The organism is Lysinibacillus sp. NPDC059133, from assembly GCF_042755925.1.
Taxonomy (GTDB): Bacteria; Bacillota; Bacilli; order Bacillales_A; family Planococcaceae; genus Lysinibacillus.
In genome coordinates, this window is the sequence record NZ_JBHZDH010000044.1 from 1 (window position 1) to 17,651 (window position 17,651).

The following is a 17,651-nucleotide window of genomic DNA, read 5'->3' on the forward strand; positions in this document are numbered from 1 at the left end:
CTGGAATGGCGAATTAGGGTGAAAGAAATCCTGATGTTTCATTGGGACATAAATCATTCAACGACTGTATAATTTTGGTTAATCAACACGTGTGTAATTGAAACTACTTATCCTACTTCTTTATTCGATTACTACACTGTTTTATTAACATTATTTACCTGGTGGTATTATGTTAAGTTTCTGTAAATTCCCACCCGGCATTCGTGATTTTTCGTCCAGTATTTGGATATTCATAACTTCTGCTCGATTTACTCGCTTTCTCTTGTCGCTTGTAATAACTGGCAAATAAACTATTCTCGACGATGCATCACACTTCCACATTGTCTCGTTCGTATACCCTTCGATAAATAATTGACTCTTCCCCTGTACAATAGCGGGTATTTTTACAGTAGATAGATCTGTGTACACCATCTCAAGTAAAGATTGATTGGACATCGCTAAAAATGGACGATCTGCCTCATCAATCGTACAATGCTCAATACGTCCCATTGACTGATCAGACCAAACGATTGTATGCGGGCCTTCATAACAGTTTTTAAATTCACTATTCGCAACTTCAAAAATAGCATCAATACAAGTAATCGCATTCCCGCTAATATGTTCAAAAGTACAATTATCAGTAAAGAGTCGAGCGTTATTGATATAAATATGATGACTTTCGAGCTCTCGAATTATGGTGTTCTGAAGCGTAATCTTGGCGTGATCATTACCATAAATACCACCAGCCTGCCCAAATTGAATCATGCACTGATTGAGCATTAGCCCGCTTGAGTCGATAATAAAGTGAAATTGCGGATGTTCTTGGAGATCACACTCTGTCATCGATACATCGGCTTCGTTGACAATCGTTACTCCTGTTGCCTCTCCCTCATCTATCCTACATGTACGAAACTCCACTTTACTATTATCAATTAATAACTGCGACTTCGCATGTCGATGGATTTTACAATCGTACAATATCGCCTTAGATTTCTCCCCAAGAAAAATGCCATTCCCTTGCCCATCAGAAAAGATAGAATCCGTCATTAACAACTCACTTTGATGAACAACCAGTTGCGTGTCTTGATGTTGCTTGATTTCACAGCCATCTATCGTTAGTTTCGAGCTATCGAAAACTTGCACCCCTACATCTTGCCCTTGGTGAATAAGTGTATTCATCATTGAAATTGAACTGGAAGCTGCAACAATTTGCGCCTTTGGATGTCCATGAATTTCACAATCCATCATCTCCATCTTCACATCCTGTATTGCATAAATACCATTCGCGTACCCTTCCAACAACATGCAATTTGTCAATGCTATTTCGCTATTTTGCACCATAATTTGAGCCTTCACATGATGCTGGATAGTCGTATCCACTAGAATAACACTTGAACCATTATCAATACGTAAGCCAACATGATTGACAGGGCTCGCTAAAACATCAACATTTTTCATCATTAGACTTCCGAAGCTTACGGTTACTTGTGTTTGCACCATTTGTTGCTCAATGACACAGTTTTCTAGCTGTAAATCTCCCTTTACATAAATACCCTGCCCTTGAGTAAAACGCAAATTCCGCATATTGACAAGTGTCTGATAGCGGATAAACACGCCACCTTTAATGGTCACATTCCCTACTCCATACAGTGTAAGCCTTTTAGAAATTTCGAAGCTTTCTTCATAGATCCCTTCCCGGATTTCAATAAAATCTCCCGGCTGTGCCTCTTGAATCGCCTGCCCAATGCTTTGGTATTTGTGCATAATACCTCTCTTTACAACAAGTGTCGCCATCTCCACACTCCTTATCGAAGCTTTTTCATGAAATCATGAAATTAATTGTCGGTTTTATTTTATTTATAGCCCCATTGAACTTCCAATTATTCAATTTTGTATAAATAAATTACAACCGGTACTTTTTTAATAAGACGGCAATACTATTTTTTAAGGAAGGGTACTATTATATAATTCCTAAATTGCATACTTCCTTCTGAATTAAATATAAAATAAAACCAGCAATCACACGATTTTCTCGTCAATTGCTGGTTTAACCGATTTTCAATTTTCTTATGTTTCGTCTGTTGCTTTTGTTCGATGTAGCATTTACTGATTGTACTACTTTGATTCCACATCAGATGCAAGTTCGAAATTCAACTAGACTTAATCACAATTTAAATTTCCTAACAAGGTCGTTTAGATTTTCTGCCATGTCCGCTAAATTGCCTGAGCTATTTTTGATTTCATCCATTGAGCTTGCTGCTTGTTCAATCGTGGCTGAAGTTTCTTGGATGCCTGCAGCAGATTGTTCTGATACAGCGGCAATTTCGTCTACTGATTTATTAATCGTAACCGTATTTTGTACGACCTCTTCTAGCTTTGTCGTCATACTATCAATGTTCGTTGACATTGAGTAAACAGCCTCTGCAATCTGGTTGAATGTTTCATTTGTAGATGCGATTTGAGCCGTACCTTTTTCAACCTCTTGATAGCCAGTTTCCAGTGAGGATGTCACCGTGTCAGAATCGTGTTGAATTTTTTGAACAATCCCCGTTATATCGTCTACTGAGACGGCTACTTGTTCGGCGAGTTTACGTACTTCATCTGCAACGACCGCAAATCCTTTACCATGCTCCCCTGCGCGAGCCGCTTCGATAGCTGCATTAAGAGCTAGTAAATTCGTTTGTGCAGCTATATCCTGAATTACAGCTACGATTTTTGAAATTTCCTGTGTTTGTTTACTAAGTTCATCAACCTTATAAACAGAATCCTTCACAATATGATGAATGGATGTCATCTGCGCAGTAGATGCGTCCATTAAACCTTGGCCCTCTTTCGTTAAAGCCATGACATTTTGTGAATATTGCTGAACATCTGTACTACTATTATTGACATCTGTCATTTTTAAGGTAAATTCTGTCATTGTTGTCGCCACATCTGATGCATTACTCGCCTGCACTTCTGTGCCACTTGCAATTTCAGTAACTGTATCGACAATTTGTTCCGTGCCCGTTTTCACTTCTGTCGATGATTGCATAAGCTCTTCACTATGCGCAGCTACGTCATTAGATACTGTTTGAATTTGCTTTAATAAACGATTCAAAATATCGGACATCTTATTAGTCGCTTCTGTAAGCTGTCCTACCTCATCTTTGGATTTCACAACAAGAGCGGCCTCACTTAAATCACCTTCAGTAATTCGTTGCATACGATTTGTCACTGCGATGATTGGTCTTGAAATCATTCGAGCACTTAACAAGGCAATCATAATCGACACAATAACAATGACAATTCCAACGATAATACCTGTCAGCTGTTTAGTCTCTCCTGCTTTAATATTATCTGCGCCTAAAGAATTAATCGATTGCTTACGATGTTCGGCTAATCCCTCATAGCCTTCACGTATTTCCGTCGCCTTTTCACTCATAGAAGCTAAATTTTTCGTAGCTAGTTCAATCTGACCTCGATCATAAACATCAAGTACCTCTTTTTCAACATAGCTACTCCATTCCTTCGCCATTTCCGCAAACTTGCTGAAATCGCCTGACTTCGTTATTGCTAAACGCTTTTGTTCGTTCTCGACAGCACGCACTACATTATCTTCAAAAAGCTTCTTATACTTTTCTTCGCCAGAAAGTACATACCCTCTAGCTGCAGCAATTCTTAGCGCAATCGTTTGCGCTTGCTCATAATCTGCAATTAGTAATTGCATTTCTTCATCAACGATGTGTTCCGTTGCGCTATTGCTTTGTTTTACTGCGTAGTAATTGTAACCAATGAATAAAACGACTATTGCTATTACAATACTGAATGAAAAAACAATTCTTTTACTAATAGACTTAAAATCCATTTCAAATTCTCCTTATTTTCCAATGCAAACCTAAATGTGCTTTGTCATAATTTGAATACCCTTAGTAATCTACCATTTTAATGAAGAACTTGGATGTATCAGGAATTTTTTCTACATTAAATGAAATAACTAGCTAATTTTTATGTAATTTATAGCAGATTATACAATCCGGAAAATAAAACAGATGGACTAGCCCAAAACTTAAAATAGCACTTTTGACACACATAAAAAGGAACAGTCATAAAAAATATGCTGTTCCTTCTATTTAAATATTAATCCCAATAGTTAAAGATAACATCTCCAATTGTTTTACTATCAAAGTGTGAAATGTATTTCCATTCCACCTCAGATAAACTGTGCAACTCCTTATCCTGCATCAACAATGTATTTAGTGTATCGGCAGTAAGGCATTTACGCATCGGAAAATATTTGTGTAAGTGAGTTTTCGTTAAAAATTGAAAGGTTAGCTCTTCATCGAACTTAGCAAACGCAATATAAGGCATTAGCCTATGGTGAAGAATCGTCAAACGTTCATCCTCCAGTTGAATCACTGCTTGCATATAAACAAAATGAGGCTGATTAATAAATTGTACAGCTTTTGCTCGTTGTTCACTTGTCACTAAATGATAAACCATCGACTGGAAAGTTCGCATATCCTGTTCGATAAGATGGTCTGCATCAAAACCTGAAATCCCTTTCGTTAATCGCAACGAATCACCCCTTTATTTTTGTGTCTATATGACCTTCTATTAAAGATAGATGAATTCCTTCAATATTTTTCTATTTTATTGTTACTAAAAAGAGGAGACCTAAAATACGCACATTATATACAGCAATTAGTTTCATCTTGTACCTTTATTCTAAAATGCTTCTAGTTAGTTATTTTTCGTCTTTCCTCTTAAACCTCCATCACTTCCACCAATTAATGGTATTATAGCAACAAATCATTTTTAACCATAAATTGTAACAACAGCATAAAGTAGGGTTGATTTCTGTTCCGACTGAGCACTTTCCTGGAGGCGTCCGATGAGTCGCCCTGTCTCCACTTCAATCAACTTATATACTCACTCAAAACGTGGCGATTATGCGATTCAGCGACTTATTGGTCTTTCACCAAGTGGATTAATCAAGCTGATTTTGACACAAGTGTTATCCTTTGTACTTTATGGACTGGCAGTAGGGACATTTCTTGAACTTCTAGTTACAAAATTAATGTTCACGATTGACGAAGGATCTTATGACTTCGTTACATTAGGCGTTACGAGTATCGTCTTTTTAGGCGCTACTTTCGCACAAATTTTTCAGTTTATCTCCCTATTTTTCTGATTTATCGCCCAACTTTTTCATTTTATCGGAAACTTCTTCAAATTTATCGACATCTTACGCTCCTACAAACAACACTGCCTGTCCAATCGCAATAAAAAAGGCTTCATGCTGTATTGGGCTGTTATCTTCAATTTGCAAGGTAATCTCAAAATGAGTCTCACAAAAAATAGCCTGCCAACGTGCAATCGGTTGATCTTCTAGAGAAAATACGGACCAGTCTTCCATTTCCTTGTTGAGTTTTATTGTTTGGACATCATCCGTGATGATTAAGTCAGGAATCATAATTTGCCAGCCATCATAGGCAATCATATACTCTTTGCCTGTAACGAAATCCTTCCCTTTGAAATGAACTCGACCACGACGCGACATCTTCTTACATGTGAAAAGAGGCTGACCAGCGACATCACTGACATCAAAACGTACAAAATAGCGATAGTCCATTGTGCGGTCAAATGCCTTTTTCAGTCCATTCGAATAAACACGTTGGACAGTCGACGATAATTCCCCCGCTTCATTTAAAATTGATACTGCCTCTGTTGATTCAATTACCGCTGGTTGTTTATATGTATAAATCTTCAATCCGTTCGCTCCTTCATTCAGTTGCTTCCTATAAACTAACATAAAATAAACGCCAAATACAAAGGTTGTATTTGGCGCTTGATGTTTTATTTATTTTGTTTAGGAACTTCTACTGTGAATGGTTGGAACTTCACTTCTTTTAGTGATGACTTATCGAATGGTATTTTTGTTTCTGTGCCATCCTTATCAGTCTGTACACCGCCTCCGCCTGAAGGAAGCATTAAATATGGGGTAATCGTTAATTTTTGAACATCGTCTGAAATCGGGTCAAAGGACTTGGTACTACTAAAGTTCCATACATCATTATCGAAATGACCTTCTCCTCCACCTGAATGCGATGTAATTTCCTTGCCATTCTGATCGGTAATATGGAATTCTATAAACGATGCACCAACTTGTGAATTATCAATTGTCCCCTTTTCAGTAGCTTTATAGTCAATTGCTATACCTGATGGGCTGAATGAAATTTTGGACACATCCAGTTGAATGCCCTCTGCTTGTTGCTTATGGTTTACAGGAACATAAACAATATCCGTAATTTTTTTAACTGGCACTTTGAAATCCCATTTTTCCCCTCCTTTGCCTTCCAGCACTAAGCCCATTTCAAAGGAATCTGGCATGTTGTCCTTCACATCAAATGTCGCGATACCTGTACGAACTGTAGGACTTAAAACTTTTTCACCATAGGAACCAGAACTCGCATCAGGATTTTTACCATTTATAGTGAAATCAAGCCCTGCACCAAAGTATTCATTACTTAATTCCATTTCAGAATCAATTGTAAATCCTACCGTAATATTTGATTCGTCATAAAGGACTTCATCTACCGTTACTGAAATACCGTTAATTGTATGCTTTTCTCCAATAGTGCTTGTTAACCCTTGTTCACTTGCCTGTTTTAACCCAGGTAAACCAGAGTTACCGAATACCGAACCGACGATTGGTAGCTGTGATAATGTGCTTGCAAATGTTGGTGATACATATGCTGCGGAACCTATCATAATACTAAATGCGGCTGCGGTACTTGCTACATATAATAATGGTTTACGTTTGCTTTTTCTTTTCATTTGTACAGGTGTTTGAGTCATATTTATTTGCTCCTCTGCTTGTTGTATTCCTTTGGCAATTGCTGCTCGTACCTCATCTCTTGGGAATTCTGGAAGGGGTCCGTTTTCATTAAATGACTTTTTCATTGAACGTTGCACTCCTTTCTAATTCTCGTTTTAACTGTTTTTTTCCACGATGCAAATACGTTTTAATCGTGCTAACTGGCTTTTCCATTATTTCTGCAATTTCTTTAATCGGTAGATCGTGATAATAAAATAAAATGATGGCCATTTGCTGAGAATGATTCAATTGCTGTATGGATTCCGATAAATCGATTGGATTCGCCATAACATTTTCTTGCTCCTGTAAACGATTTAATAATTCACTTTCTTCATAGGGGATGATTTTATTCCCTTTTTTTAGTAACCGGTAGCACTCATGTATTAAAATTCGAAACAGCCATGTAGAAAAAAATTCTGGATGCTTTAGCTGATGAACGGTTAGAAAGGCTTTACACGCTGCTTCTTGAATCGCATCCAAAGCATCCTCTTTTTGGCCAACATAAGAAAGCGCAGTATAAAATAATTTTTCTTCCTCTAGAATAAGTAGCTGCTCAAAAGCCACCTTATTCCCTGCAATAGCCTGTTTGACGATTGATAAGTCATGTTCCACGCTGTTCCCTCCTTTCAATACTTAGAGTCAATAACTCAATGAAAAGGTTTCACTTTGATAAAATTCTTTTTATAAATGGCTGTTTTCGAAAATATTGTTGCTTTTCAACTTCCATGAAAGAACTTAATCATCTTTCATTTTCTGTGGTGAAGAGCTGATTTTTGCGCTTCATGGATGGCTAACGGTGCAATTTAGTGGAATAACGAAGCGATCGATTAGGGAGAATAATTCAGAGGTGTTATATATGAAACGGATTCTAATTTCACTTGTTATATGTTTATTATTCTGGAGTTTATCATTGTCTTACCAAGTGGTCGCAGAGACTAATATTAGTGGCGAGGAAAAACATACTGATTTTTATGATGCTTTGTTAGTTTTATTAGACCCATATACTAGGAAAGCGATAAACAATACGTACCCATCTCGCAGTTATGGGTTATGGAATGCAGAGATATTAGAAGTCAAACGAAATACTGGAGGATATTCTCAATATGATTTTACAATAAAGATTAAATATGATACTTATTCAGGTCCTCATAATCCACCAGAAGGTCCAGTTACTATAACTTTTGATATAAAGTTAGATGAGGTTACTGTAACTAAAGTAGAAGGATGATTTTCTAAATGTTTTTGTTCAACTACCTGTGCATTAGCAGAAGATCCAGGCTGTCATTAATGACAACTTTTTTCTTTTGGAACAAACGGTGCTAGATAGCTCAATAGTGAACTAGAAAGAATTCGTGACTTTGCACTTGATTTTAGAGGTACCATCAGGAAAATACGGATTTACAACTCTAAGCCCGTTTTCCTGACGGTACCCCATTTTGCAGTTTCAATTTATTCCCATTCATCAGATTTTTGAAATCTTATTCTATCTTTATTTGTTGGAATCCCATTATTTACTTTTTCCCATATGCCATTTTTAAATATTTCGTATTGTTCAAAAGCAAAAGGCAATCCGTTTGCAGTAGCTATATCACTACTATCCATAAGCTGAAAATGCAAATGTGGAGCAAAGGAGTTACCTGAATGACCAACTTTACCAATAACTTCGCCTTTTTTTACACGCTGACCAACTGAAACCTGAATTGACCCTGTTTGAAGATGGACTAATCCTGCATATACATTGTCGTCACATTCTAAAATGATGTAGTTGCCAGCAACTGATTGTATGTCATCTTTCTTCGGGTCGAAATAATGAGCATTTTTATAAGCGTTAGACATATCTGAAAGCAATTTTGTTCGTGTTCGTTCTTTATAACCATCCTCTGCTTGCACAATGATCCCGTCGCAAGGAGCATATACGTCTTGCCCCCAACAATAATATTCATCTAAGGGAACCCCAAAAAGTAGATATTGCGCCAAACTAACGCGATAGGCGGGCCAGCCCTTTCTTTCCCAATCCACTTGTATAAAGTCATAAGCATATCTTGAAGCTAATTTGTTTGTGCCGTGACTCGGAATTTTTGTCCCTGGCGTGTTAGGAGAGTGCCATTCTCCTCTCAAAGGAAACTCTACAATTATCGGCTCACGCGCATCAATCATCTCATATCCCTCCCCCGTCGATTCTTTACCTATATTATTGAAAATGACTAGTGCTACAAGGACAAGTCCCAATAGGATAATGATACGTGCAGGCATATATTTTTTTCGTGTTGAACGTACATTTCCCACCCCATTATTCATTGCTTGACGTGTAGAATACTTTTCTAAGTTCATCAAAATATCCATCGAGTTTTTCAACAACGAGTTCATAGTTCAAAGCCGGAGTTTCTGAATTTCTAATATCATCTAATATTTCATTAGTAAATCCAATATTAGACCAAAGTATAAACTGTTTGCACTTTTCTATATCCAGCTCCTTTCTAAACTTAGCTTCATCTATTTCATCAAATAATTTAGGACAACAGTTTGAATGTTCTTTGCGTGTTCTATTTTCGAGTTCCTCATTAATCTCGTTGGAATTAGTTGTTCGTGAAAGTTTATTAAACTCTAAAATCCAAGGGTACTTTTCCGATAATTTAATTTGCAAAAGATATGATTGACGCAATCTGTCAAAAATATCTTTTGTATCATAATTCAATAATTCAAAATATTCCTTTTTAATTAGGTCAGAGAAGTAATCATACACAATAAGAAAAAGCTCCTGCTTGCTATTTACATAGTGGAACATAAGGGCTTTAGAAATTCCGGCTTCTTTTGCTATAACATTTGTTGAAGCGTTGTCATACCCCTGTGATGAAAATTCTTTTAACGCTGCATTTAGAATTGCGTTCCTTCTTTGAGAGTCTAAATCTAATAATTTTGTCAACATTTGTCACCCCTTTATAAGAAACGTGATTAACCTACTAGGTCAATATTATTTTACGTTTATTTACCTAAAAGGTCAACAAGTATGTTAGTTGAACAAGAATTAAACAATTTTAGTATTAAATTTTTTTGAGTGCAAACAACTTTAAAGAGCCTTATTACAATAAAATGTAGCAAGGTTCTTATAGGGGGGGCTTTAGTTAAATTTCGATTCAAAAAATAACAAAAAAGGCAGATTTATTCTACACGTTTTGTAGATTTAATCTGCCTTTTAGTTTTAACAACAATAATCTTCGGAAAAACAGCCTTATAAATAGACCAAAGCGGCTCTGCTTCAAATGTTGGGGTGACGTTCAATCGGTCATTTCGGCTCTTCTATGCATTTTATTCGTTCTATCCATGACTTTGACTGTTCTATCCACGATTTTGGCTCTTCTATCTTGCACTGTAATCGTTCTTGCCAACGCTTTTGCCAACTATCCCTATATTTCTACCAAAAAAAATAGACTACCTCAACTTAAAGTAGCCTACTAAACTTTTCTTTATTTATCCAATTTAAAAGTAATGTCGCCAACTCCGATTTCCGAGTTCACCTCTAGTATTACATCTGCTTTATCGTACGCTTCGTTTACATAAACCCCTTTGCCTTTAGAAATGAAACCTTCTATATTTGAACTGCCGATGCCTGCTTCTGTCGTAATCTTTACCCCCACTTTTGACGGTAATATGACAGTAGTGTCCCCAACACCTGTTTCAACATTCGTTTCGAAGCTTTTTTTCCAATCACCGCCTAAATTCACTTTGAGATCGCCAACACCCGTGTCAATATTTAATTTTTCCAGCTGCAACCCTTGTAAATCTAGTTCTGCATCCGATGCGCCAGTTTCGATTGATAGATCCATTGGAATTTCTTCATTCAATTTTATATCCCATATATTTTTTATTTTCCCTAAACGCACGCTAGTTGAACCTTTATGGTCAATCGATACTTTACCTGTCTTGCCGCGTAGGTCATATCTTACTTTTGGAGCAAGTTTATCAATATTGTATTCAGCAGTACCTTCCACCCAATCCTTGGCACCTTTTTCTACTGTTATTTCTCCAATACCAAGATTTAATTCTACATCCAACTTTTCTGCTTTATCCTTTTCTACTAGGATCGTTTCATCTTTGGTTTTACCTGGTATGACTGAGTTGCACCCCGATAACGCAATTAATGAGGCGCCTATAACCAAACCAAGTCCCATAAATTTTTTCAATGTAATTTCCTCCCACTATATAATATTCCAATAAATTCATTATATAGGAATTTTCATATATAAAAACGACCCTCCGCTTTAAATTCGTCTAAGACCTAAGACGTAGTAAGCACTCATTCCATGGATATGTCAAAAATGAACCCCGTATGAAAACATCATATTCATACGGGGTAGCTGTTAATAGGTGAAAATACGTGAAGCATTATAGAGAATAGAAGTATTCCCTTTATGATCCAATGCATGTATCAGCAATTGAGAAGTAGCAATTTCTGATTTTAGAGGCACTAATATTAATTGCGCATCATTCGAATCAACTGCTTTCTCAATACGCTCGGCCCCAGTGTCTAATATTAATTTTTCAATGTTATGATTTTCAACTAATGGTATAACAATATGGTGGATGTCTTTCAAATAAATAGCATCCATGGTATCTAATTCGCTCTGTATATACTGATCCAATGCATAACCTTTTCCATCATGCTTGAAAATTGCAATACCTTGAAAGCCATTCTCCGAAAAATAACCAATTCTATACTGTTGTATCGTTATTGAACCATTCATTTTAACAGTATTAGGATGGAATGGTCCCCATTTTATAGCATTTTGAATTTCCGCTTCATTTTGTACGTAAACGCGATAGCCAATTCGTTCAGACATATTCCCTAAAATGGCAATAATAATGACGATACATAGTAGTACTCGCCAAAACCATTTTTTCATGAAAGCAAGTAATGCAAAAATAAATAAGAAGACCGTACTAACTAACCCTATCACCATCCATGGTCGTGTTAAGACGCTATAGTCTTTAACCTTTCCAGACTTTTCTGGATAAAGATTTGAATCGATAATTGCCGACGTCGTTGATTGGAAATCATTTTGGGATAGCATTAGCTTTAAACCGATTAACAGACATCCTGATACGACTACTGTTAGGATAATTGGCGTTAACGACGGTGTCCGCCTCTTCGTTTTCTGATTGATTTTTCGGAAGGTTTTTACATGGCTTTCATGAGTAAATGTACCTTCCTTATACATATTATTGATGGCATTACGAATCTGATCCATATTCGAATCCCTCCTCCAATAGCGTGATGCCAACCATTTGACGCGCTCGCCTTAATCGTGTTTTGACCGTATTTTCTGGTAGCTTTAGCAGTTCTGCAACGTCCTTTAAGGAAAACTCTGCAAAGTGAAATAGTAGTAGTACATCTTTGTATTTCGTCGGGAGTTTTTCAATCGATGCCACTAGTAATGCATCCGTCTCTCCCATCAATACTTCTTTTTCAGGATTATTGGAAAGGCTCTTTAATTTACTCCAATAATCAATGACTTGTATTTTTTTATAACGCCAGCTTGAAAGATAACTATGACAATTGTTAATCGCAATTCGATATAAATATGTTTTGATGGAAGCTTCTTCACGAAATTGCTCCATTTTCTCATAATATTTAACAAAGGTGTCTTGTACCAAATCCTCGGCCACTGTCCAATCTTGTACATATATATAGCAAACTCGTATTAAATAATCTCCGTACTTTTTCATAGCTCTAGTTAAGTGAGCGTCCTTCTGTTCTTTTAACATTTTGCTCGCCCCCTTTGCTTTTACAAAAAAGCATTTACAGTTAGACTGATGAACAATGAAAAAGTTTCATGGAAAAATCAAATTTCCCCATGAAACTTACATGTTAAAGGTTATCATTTCCCTCCACTAAAGCTTGTAAGTTAGCGAGAGAAGCCTCGTAGCCGTTCGTATTAAAAGTGACCGTGGTGCCATTTTGTTCTTCCTCTAAGACAATAGCGATCAGTGTTTCTTCTATGCCTAAGTAAAACGAAAACTCTTGATTCGGCGTTACATTTTTAATCGTTAACACCATCGGTAATTTTTCTGAAAGCTGATTATGTTCATTCGGCAGTAACGTGAGAATCATCTCTTCTCCAGCCTCTAATTTAGGGATTTCCAAAGTTGAATCTGGGGCGTACCATTGCGACAGTAGCTGTTCCTCTGTGATTGCTCGCCAAACTGCAGCAATACTTGCATCAATCCAAATCGAACTTTTGTCTTTATCCATTATCGCATCCTCCGTTTGCTGAATTCATGTATTTTTCTATCATTTTATCCTATTATAGGAATCAACAACAGTTGCAACTTTAATTTTTGTTTTTAGGTTTTGCTATGCTTTTACGCAAACAATCCAATAAAAAGCGTGTTTTGACAATTGCTTGATCAAAACACGCTTTTAGCCTTTTTTATGTTCTACGCATATAAGCACGAACCGTTAGTGGTGCAAAAATGATTACAACAATGGCAGCTCCAATAAGTGAAGCTGACAAATCCCAACCTATAGCTCCCGAATTTGCAAGTTCTCTAACGGCTGTGACGAGATGTGAAATTGGATTAATTTTCACAAACCACTGCAGGAAATTTGGTAAAGTCTCTGCTGGAACAAAAGCATTAGAAAGAAATGTCAGTGGAAACAGAACGAGCATGGAAATTCCTTGTACACTCGAAGCTGTACGTGCAATGACACCAAAGAAGGCAAAGATCCAGCTAATAGCCCAGGCACAGACAATAACTAAAAGCCCCGCAAGTACAACGTGACCCAATCCACCTTCTGGTCGATACCCCATGATATATCCCATAGTAAAAGTAAGTACAGTTGCAATAGTATAACGAATCGTATCTGCCAAGAGAGCTCCAGCAAGTGGTGCAATACGTGCAATAGGTAGTGATTTAAATCGATCAAACACCCCTTTATCCATATCTTCCCTCAATTGGACTCCTGTAACGATTGAGGTAGTGATGACCGTTTGCACGAGAATTCCTGGAATGATGACTGGCAAATAGTTTTCCACATTGCCCGAAATGGCTCCCCCAAAAATGTAGGTGAACATCAAGGTGAAAATAATCGGCTGAAGCGTTACATCAAACAATTGCTCAGGTGTACGTCGAATTTTTAATACACCTCGATAGGCCATCGTTAACGAATTTCTTAAAGATTGATTGAAGCTCGGCTTCTTTAGTAATTGACTTTTCATACTCTTTCCCCCTCTCCTTGCTCAGAGCCTTGGAGTTCTTGGGGAACATTCTCACCGGTAATTGTCAAAAACACTTCATCTAAGGTCGGTTTTTGTACACTTAACTCATCAAGTTGTATTCCTTTTTGACGAAGTGCGATCAGTAAATCCGTAACTGCGTCAACATTTGACATCGGGGCCGTAATCTTCCCAATGTCCTGTGTAACTGTAGTTTTTACTTTGAGTATTTGTTCTACGGTTTCACGAGCAACTATGATCTCCTGAGGATTTTGAATGTTCAAATGTAAAGATGATGTACCTACAGATGCCTTTAGCTCATCGACTGTTCCCTCCGCAACAACTCGACCATGATCAATAACGGCAAGTCGATCTGCCAGCTCATCTACCTCTTGCAAATACTGTGTCGTTAACAAGACAGTTGACCCTGTATCTACTAAACGACGAATAGTATCCCACATTTGATTACGCGTACGAGGATCTAGCCCCGTCGTCGGCTCATCTAAGAAAATTAACGGTGGCTGTGCAATCAAACTGGCTGCCAAATCCAAGCGACGACGCATACCTCCAGAAAAATTTTTCAAAGGACGTTTAGCAGCTTCTGATAAACCGAACTCTTCCAGTAATTCAGCTGCCTTATTTCGGGCCTCTGTACGTCCCAATCCTAGCAAACGAGAGAAAATAATTAAATTTTCCGTTGCACTAAGTGACTCGTCAACTGAAGCATACTGACCAGTGACGCCAATTAATTGACGTACAATATGTGGCTCTTTCACTATGTCATAACCGAATATTCGTGCCGATCCAGCATCTGCTCGTAGAAGAGTTGCTAGCATTCTGATGGTAGTTGTCTTTCCTGCGCCGTTAGGACCAAGTACCCCATAGATCGTGCCAGCACGTACGTTTAGATCGACACCATCAACAGCCCGATTTTCTCCAAAATGTTTGACTAGGCCACGTGCTTCAATAGCCCACTCACTATTCTCTAACAGGCTTTTCATTCTATTCACATTCCCCATTACTATTCCTCCTCACTTACTACCATCATTTCATTTTTCATGATGGAAATCCTTTTTTTAAGTTTTTTATAGATTTTATTAATTGTCTATAAACGGATGATACAATAAATTTATGAACTGAATGTGAACCGAATAATCTAAGTCATTCATTGAATTTGATCGGCTGTTTGTTTACGAAGCAATCTCCAAGGAACTACAGCATTTCTGGACTAATCTTCGTATTTTTGGTCGCCCTATGTAAATTTATTGCACCAAGAGCGACAACTATTGCGACAATGTCCATCGCCAATTGATAACTTGAAAAAAAGGTTACCATGAATCCAAATAATGAAGGGGCAATGACGATAAAAAACTGATTCAACGTCAAGGCAGCACTCACAGTTAGCCCCACATATTGTGGATTCGATTGCTCTGTCACACAGGCGATAAACAATGAATACCAGCCAAGCGCTACGAAGCCTAATAAGAAACAACATACTAGCATCAATATTTTAGCATGTAGCATAAATGGCAATATGACTGTAAGAATCACTGCACTTACCATCACGATTATTAATAAATATTCCCGCTTCTGCGCAAAAAATTGATCACTAATCCAAGCAATGGCCACCCTGCCAATCATCCCACCGATTAATACTAGGCTTAAATATTGCCCTGCCTCTGTTAAGGTATAGCCTCCTTCTTGATGTAAATAACTCATAAAATGGGCAACGAGTATCATTTGTAAGGTCATCATCACGATTCCTACAATATAGATTGGATATAAATCTTTATTATTTTTAATGGCCGTGAGCTTCTCTTTAAAAGTGATAGATGTTGCAGCTACTGCTACGCGTTTTTTAGGTTCCTGATAAATCAGTAAAAAGAGCAGTCCACCAGCAATTGCTACGAATCCTTGTACAAGATGCACGAATGACAGGCTATAATGATGGTATATATATGTGAGAATGACTGATGCTAGCGCTCCACCGATTGGAATACCTGTTTGTCGAATGCCAATCGCCAGCCCGCGATGTTTGTCTGGAAACCATTTTACAATAGCCGTACTCCCCCCAGTTTGTGCACTGCCGTACCAAACTCCTACGATTAATAATAAAAATAACAACACCATATAATTATTGACCAACATGAGTAGTAAAGCCGAGAGCCCTAATAATATGGAACCCCATCCGATGATTTGTTTTTCCCCTTTTTTATCCATTAAATAGCCGAACATCATCATCGAAAAGATGGGTCCAATATTAACGGCAGAGACGATAAATCCTGTTTGGAGCGATGATAAATTCCATTCAATTTGATAAAACGTGGCGATTGGTCCCATGCCGTACGTCACGAAAGTTGCCGCAGTTTGAGACAGCGTGGCCACTAATACGATGACCCACTTATAATATGTATTCATAAAAATTCCTCCTATGCTCTTACACTAATTCATATTTACTTTACATATTTGAGTTTACGCGTACCCTATGAATGCGTAAAATGGAGGAAAGTGATAGTGGCTATCAAAAAAATTTATAGGTGTGTGACATACAACATGAACATAGAAGAAATAGCAATAAAGATTGAAATTTTGGAGAGACAAAATCTTAGTAAATCCGCTGAAATGACGAATTATACGCAATCTGCCTTAACCTCAAAAGTGAAGAAAATGGAGGCTGAAATTGGTCAGGAAGTGTTTAAGCGTACACCGCAGGGCTTGAAGATTACAGATGTAGGGATACACTATTTAAAATTTTTAAAGCTGATGACACAGGAGTACGATGAATTTTTACAAGAGATTGGTTCGGCACAAACAAATTCAAAAATTAACTTCGGCACTTCCCATACAACGATTAAAATTTATGGCGCATCCATTATGAATGCCTTGCAGACAAATAATATTCCTTTAGATGTCGATTTCACCGTGGAATCAAGCACTTCCTTAAATGAAAAAATACATAATGCCGAAATGGATTGTTCACTGACGAGTAATCCTATTAAACACTACCCTGATTTAAATTATGACAGGATTGCAACTGAAACATTTGAAGTCATTTCGAACGATTCATATATTATTGATTTCGAGAAACGTTCTCCTTTCACACTCCTTGTGTTAAGTAAAGGCTGTATGTATACACGGGCGATGGCAGAGTGGTTAAAAAAGAATCAAGTTCCATTTACGATGAAGGAAATAAAATCGGTAAGTAGTATCCTTGATTTCCTACAAATAGACAATACAATTGCAGTGTTAAATACAAAACTAATTGACCTTTATAACTACTCCAACATTCACTATTACGATTTGCCGAAGTTAAATAAAGAAATAGAGACTGTCTTTATTTACAAGAAGAACGAGAATCAACAATCTTCTATTTTTCAATTAAAACATGTAATTGAATCATTGCTAGAAGACCCTATCGAACGAAGCTAGTTTGATAGGGTCTTTTAGCAATTTATCGGAACAAATTCAAGGTTTATCGCCCCAATTTTTAAATTTATCGCCTAACTTTAATTTATCGCCTAACTTTTTTTATTTATCACCCAACTTTTTTTATTTATCGCTCAACTTTTTTAATTTATCAACCAACTTTTTTAATTTAT

The 17,651-nt window shown here is 37.2% G+C and carries 18 protein-coding genes; 3 read left to right on the forward strand and 15 right to left on the reverse strand.

Annotated features, from left to right (window positions below; genetic code table 11):
- Positions 1-150: 150 nt before the first annotated feature.
- The 3 genes from ACFXN8_RS19300 to ACFXN8_RS19310 form a co-directional block, all read right to left on the reverse strand.
- Entirely contained in the window at positions 151-1,773 is a 1,623-nt protein-coding gene (locus ACFXN8_RS19300; RefSeq protein ID WP_386847302.1) for a right-handed parallel beta-helix repeat-containing protein, read from the reverse strand.
- A gap of 370 nt (positions 1,774-2,143) precedes the next feature.
- Entirely contained in the window at positions 2,144-3,826 is a 1,683-nt protein-coding gene (locus ACFXN8_RS19305) for a methyl-accepting chemotaxis protein (RefSeq protein ID WP_386847303.1), read from the reverse strand.
- A 272-nt stretch (positions 3,827-4,098) separates the two neighbouring features.
- The gene (locus ACFXN8_RS19310; protein WP_386847304.1) at positions 4,099-4,536 is read right to left on the reverse strand and encodes a hypothetical protein; all 438 of its coding nucleotides are present in this window, start codon (positions 4,534-4,536) and stop codon (positions 4,099-4,101) included.
- Between the two features lie 316 nt (positions 4,537-4,852).
- Between ACFXN8_RS19310 and ACFXN8_RS19315 the strand changes: the two genes are divergently transcribed.
- Positions 4,853-5,152 carry an FtsX-like permease family protein gene (locus ACFXN8_RS19315; protein ID WP_386847305.1) on the forward strand — a complete coding sequence of 100 codons (300 nt, stop codon included), beginning with the start codon at positions 4,853-4,855 and terminating at the stop codon, positions 5,150-5,152.
- A gap of 54 nt (positions 5,153-5,206) precedes the next feature.
- Here the strand turns inward: ACFXN8_RS19315 and ACFXN8_RS19320 are convergent, their stop codons facing one another.
- The 3 genes from ACFXN8_RS19320 to ACFXN8_RS19330 all read right to left on the reverse strand — a co-directional run bounded on the left by ACFXN8_RS19320 (position 5,207) and on the right by ACFXN8_RS19330 (position 7,450).
- A complete protein-coding gene (locus ACFXN8_RS19320) occupies positions 5,207-5,731 on the reverse strand; it encodes a tubby C-terminal domain-like protein (RefSeq protein ID WP_386847306.1) in 525 nt (174 codons plus the stop codon).
- Positions 5,732-5,817: 86 nt separating this feature from the next.
- Positions 5,818-6,924, reverse strand: a complete 1,107-nt coding sequence (locus ACFXN8_RS19325) for a DUF4179 domain-containing protein (protein ID WP_386847307.1) — start codon at positions 6,922-6,924, stop codon at positions 5,818-5,820.
- Positions 6,908-7,450, reverse strand: coding sequence for a sigma-70 family RNA polymerase sigma factor (locus ACFXN8_RS19330; RefSeq protein ID WP_376074284.1), 543 nt, complete (start codon positions 7,448-7,450; stop codon positions 6,908-6,910). The genes ACFXN8_RS19325 and ACFXN8_RS19330 overlap by 17 nt, the downstream gene beginning before the upstream one ends.
- A gap of 298 nt (positions 7,451-7,748) precedes the next feature.
- Here ACFXN8_RS19330 and ACFXN8_RS19335 point away from each other — a divergent pair, with 298 nt between their 5' ends.
- Positions 7,749-8,066 carry a DUF3888 domain-containing protein gene (locus ACFXN8_RS19335; RefSeq protein ID WP_386847308.1) on the forward strand — a complete coding sequence of 106 codons (318 nt, stop codon included), beginning with the start codon at positions 7,749-7,751 and terminating at the stop codon, positions 8,064-8,066.
- A gap of 221 nt (positions 8,067-8,287) precedes the next feature.
- On the opposite strand, the gene ACFXN8_RS19340 is transcribed toward ACFXN8_RS19335, so the two are convergent.
- From ACFXN8_RS19340 to ACFXN8_RS19380, 9 genes are all read right to left on the reverse strand, one after another.
- Complete coding sequence (locus tag ACFXN8_RS19340) at positions 8,288-9,181, reverse strand: M23 family metallopeptidase (protein WP_386847309.1); 894 nt, start codon at positions 9,179-9,181, stop codon at positions 8,288-8,290.
- Positions 9,129-9,764 carry a TetR/AcrR family transcriptional regulator gene (locus tag ACFXN8_RS19345; protein ID WP_386847310.1) on the reverse strand — a complete coding sequence of 212 codons (636 nt, stop codon included), beginning with the start codon at positions 9,762-9,764 and terminating at the stop codon, positions 9,129-9,131. Before ACFXN8_RS19345 ends, ACFXN8_RS19340 begins: the two co-directional genes overlap by 53 nt.
- A gap of 538 nt (positions 9,765-10,302) precedes the next feature.
- Positions 10,303-11,019 carry a toast rack family protein gene (locus ACFXN8_RS19350; protein WP_386847311.1) on the reverse strand — a complete coding sequence of 239 codons (717 nt, stop codon included), beginning with the start codon at positions 11,017-11,019 and terminating at the stop codon, positions 10,303-10,305.
- Between the two features lie 177 nt (positions 11,020-11,196).
- Positions 11,197-12,084 carry a hypothetical protein gene (locus ACFXN8_RS19355; protein ID WP_386847312.1) on the reverse strand — a complete coding sequence of 296 codons (888 nt, stop codon included), beginning with the start codon at positions 12,082-12,084 and terminating at the stop codon, positions 11,197-11,199.
- On the reverse strand, positions 12,068-12,601 hold the full coding sequence (locus tag ACFXN8_RS19360; RefSeq protein WP_386847313.1) for a sigma-70 family RNA polymerase sigma factor: 534 nt from the start codon (positions 12,599-12,601) through the stop codon (positions 12,068-12,070). The genes ACFXN8_RS19355 and ACFXN8_RS19360 overlap by 17 nt, the downstream gene beginning before the upstream one ends.
- A gap of 103 nt (positions 12,602-12,704) precedes the next feature.
- Positions 12,705-13,088 carry an SRPBCC family protein gene (locus tag ACFXN8_RS19365; RefSeq protein ID WP_386847314.1) on the reverse strand — a complete coding sequence of 128 codons (384 nt, stop codon included), beginning with the start codon at positions 13,086-13,088 and terminating at the stop codon, positions 12,705-12,707.
- Between the two features lie 178 nt (positions 13,089-13,266).
- Complete coding sequence (locus ACFXN8_RS19370; RefSeq protein WP_386847315.1) at positions 13,267-14,055, reverse strand: ABC transporter permease; 789 nt, start codon at positions 14,053-14,055, stop codon at positions 13,267-13,269.
- Positions 14,052-15,071, reverse strand: a complete 1,020-nt coding sequence (locus tag ACFXN8_RS19375) for an ATP-binding cassette domain-containing protein (protein WP_386847316.1) — start codon at positions 15,069-15,071, stop codon at positions 14,052-14,054. Before ACFXN8_RS19375 ends, ACFXN8_RS19370 begins: the two co-directional genes overlap by 4 nt.
- A gap of 193 nt (positions 15,072-15,264) precedes the next feature.
- Positions 15,265-16,485, reverse strand: coding sequence for an MFS transporter (locus tag ACFXN8_RS19380; RefSeq protein ID WP_386847338.1), 1,221 nt, complete (start codon positions 16,483-16,485; stop codon positions 15,265-15,267).
- Between the two features lie 81 nt (positions 16,486-16,566).
- On the opposite strand from ACFXN8_RS19380, the gene ACFXN8_RS19385 reads away from it, so the two are divergent.
- Positions 16,567-17,481, forward strand: a complete 915-nt coding sequence (locus ACFXN8_RS19385; protein WP_386847317.1) for a LysR family transcriptional regulator — start codon at positions 16,567-16,569, stop codon at positions 17,479-17,481.
- Positions 17,482-17,651: the final 170 nt, after the last annotated feature.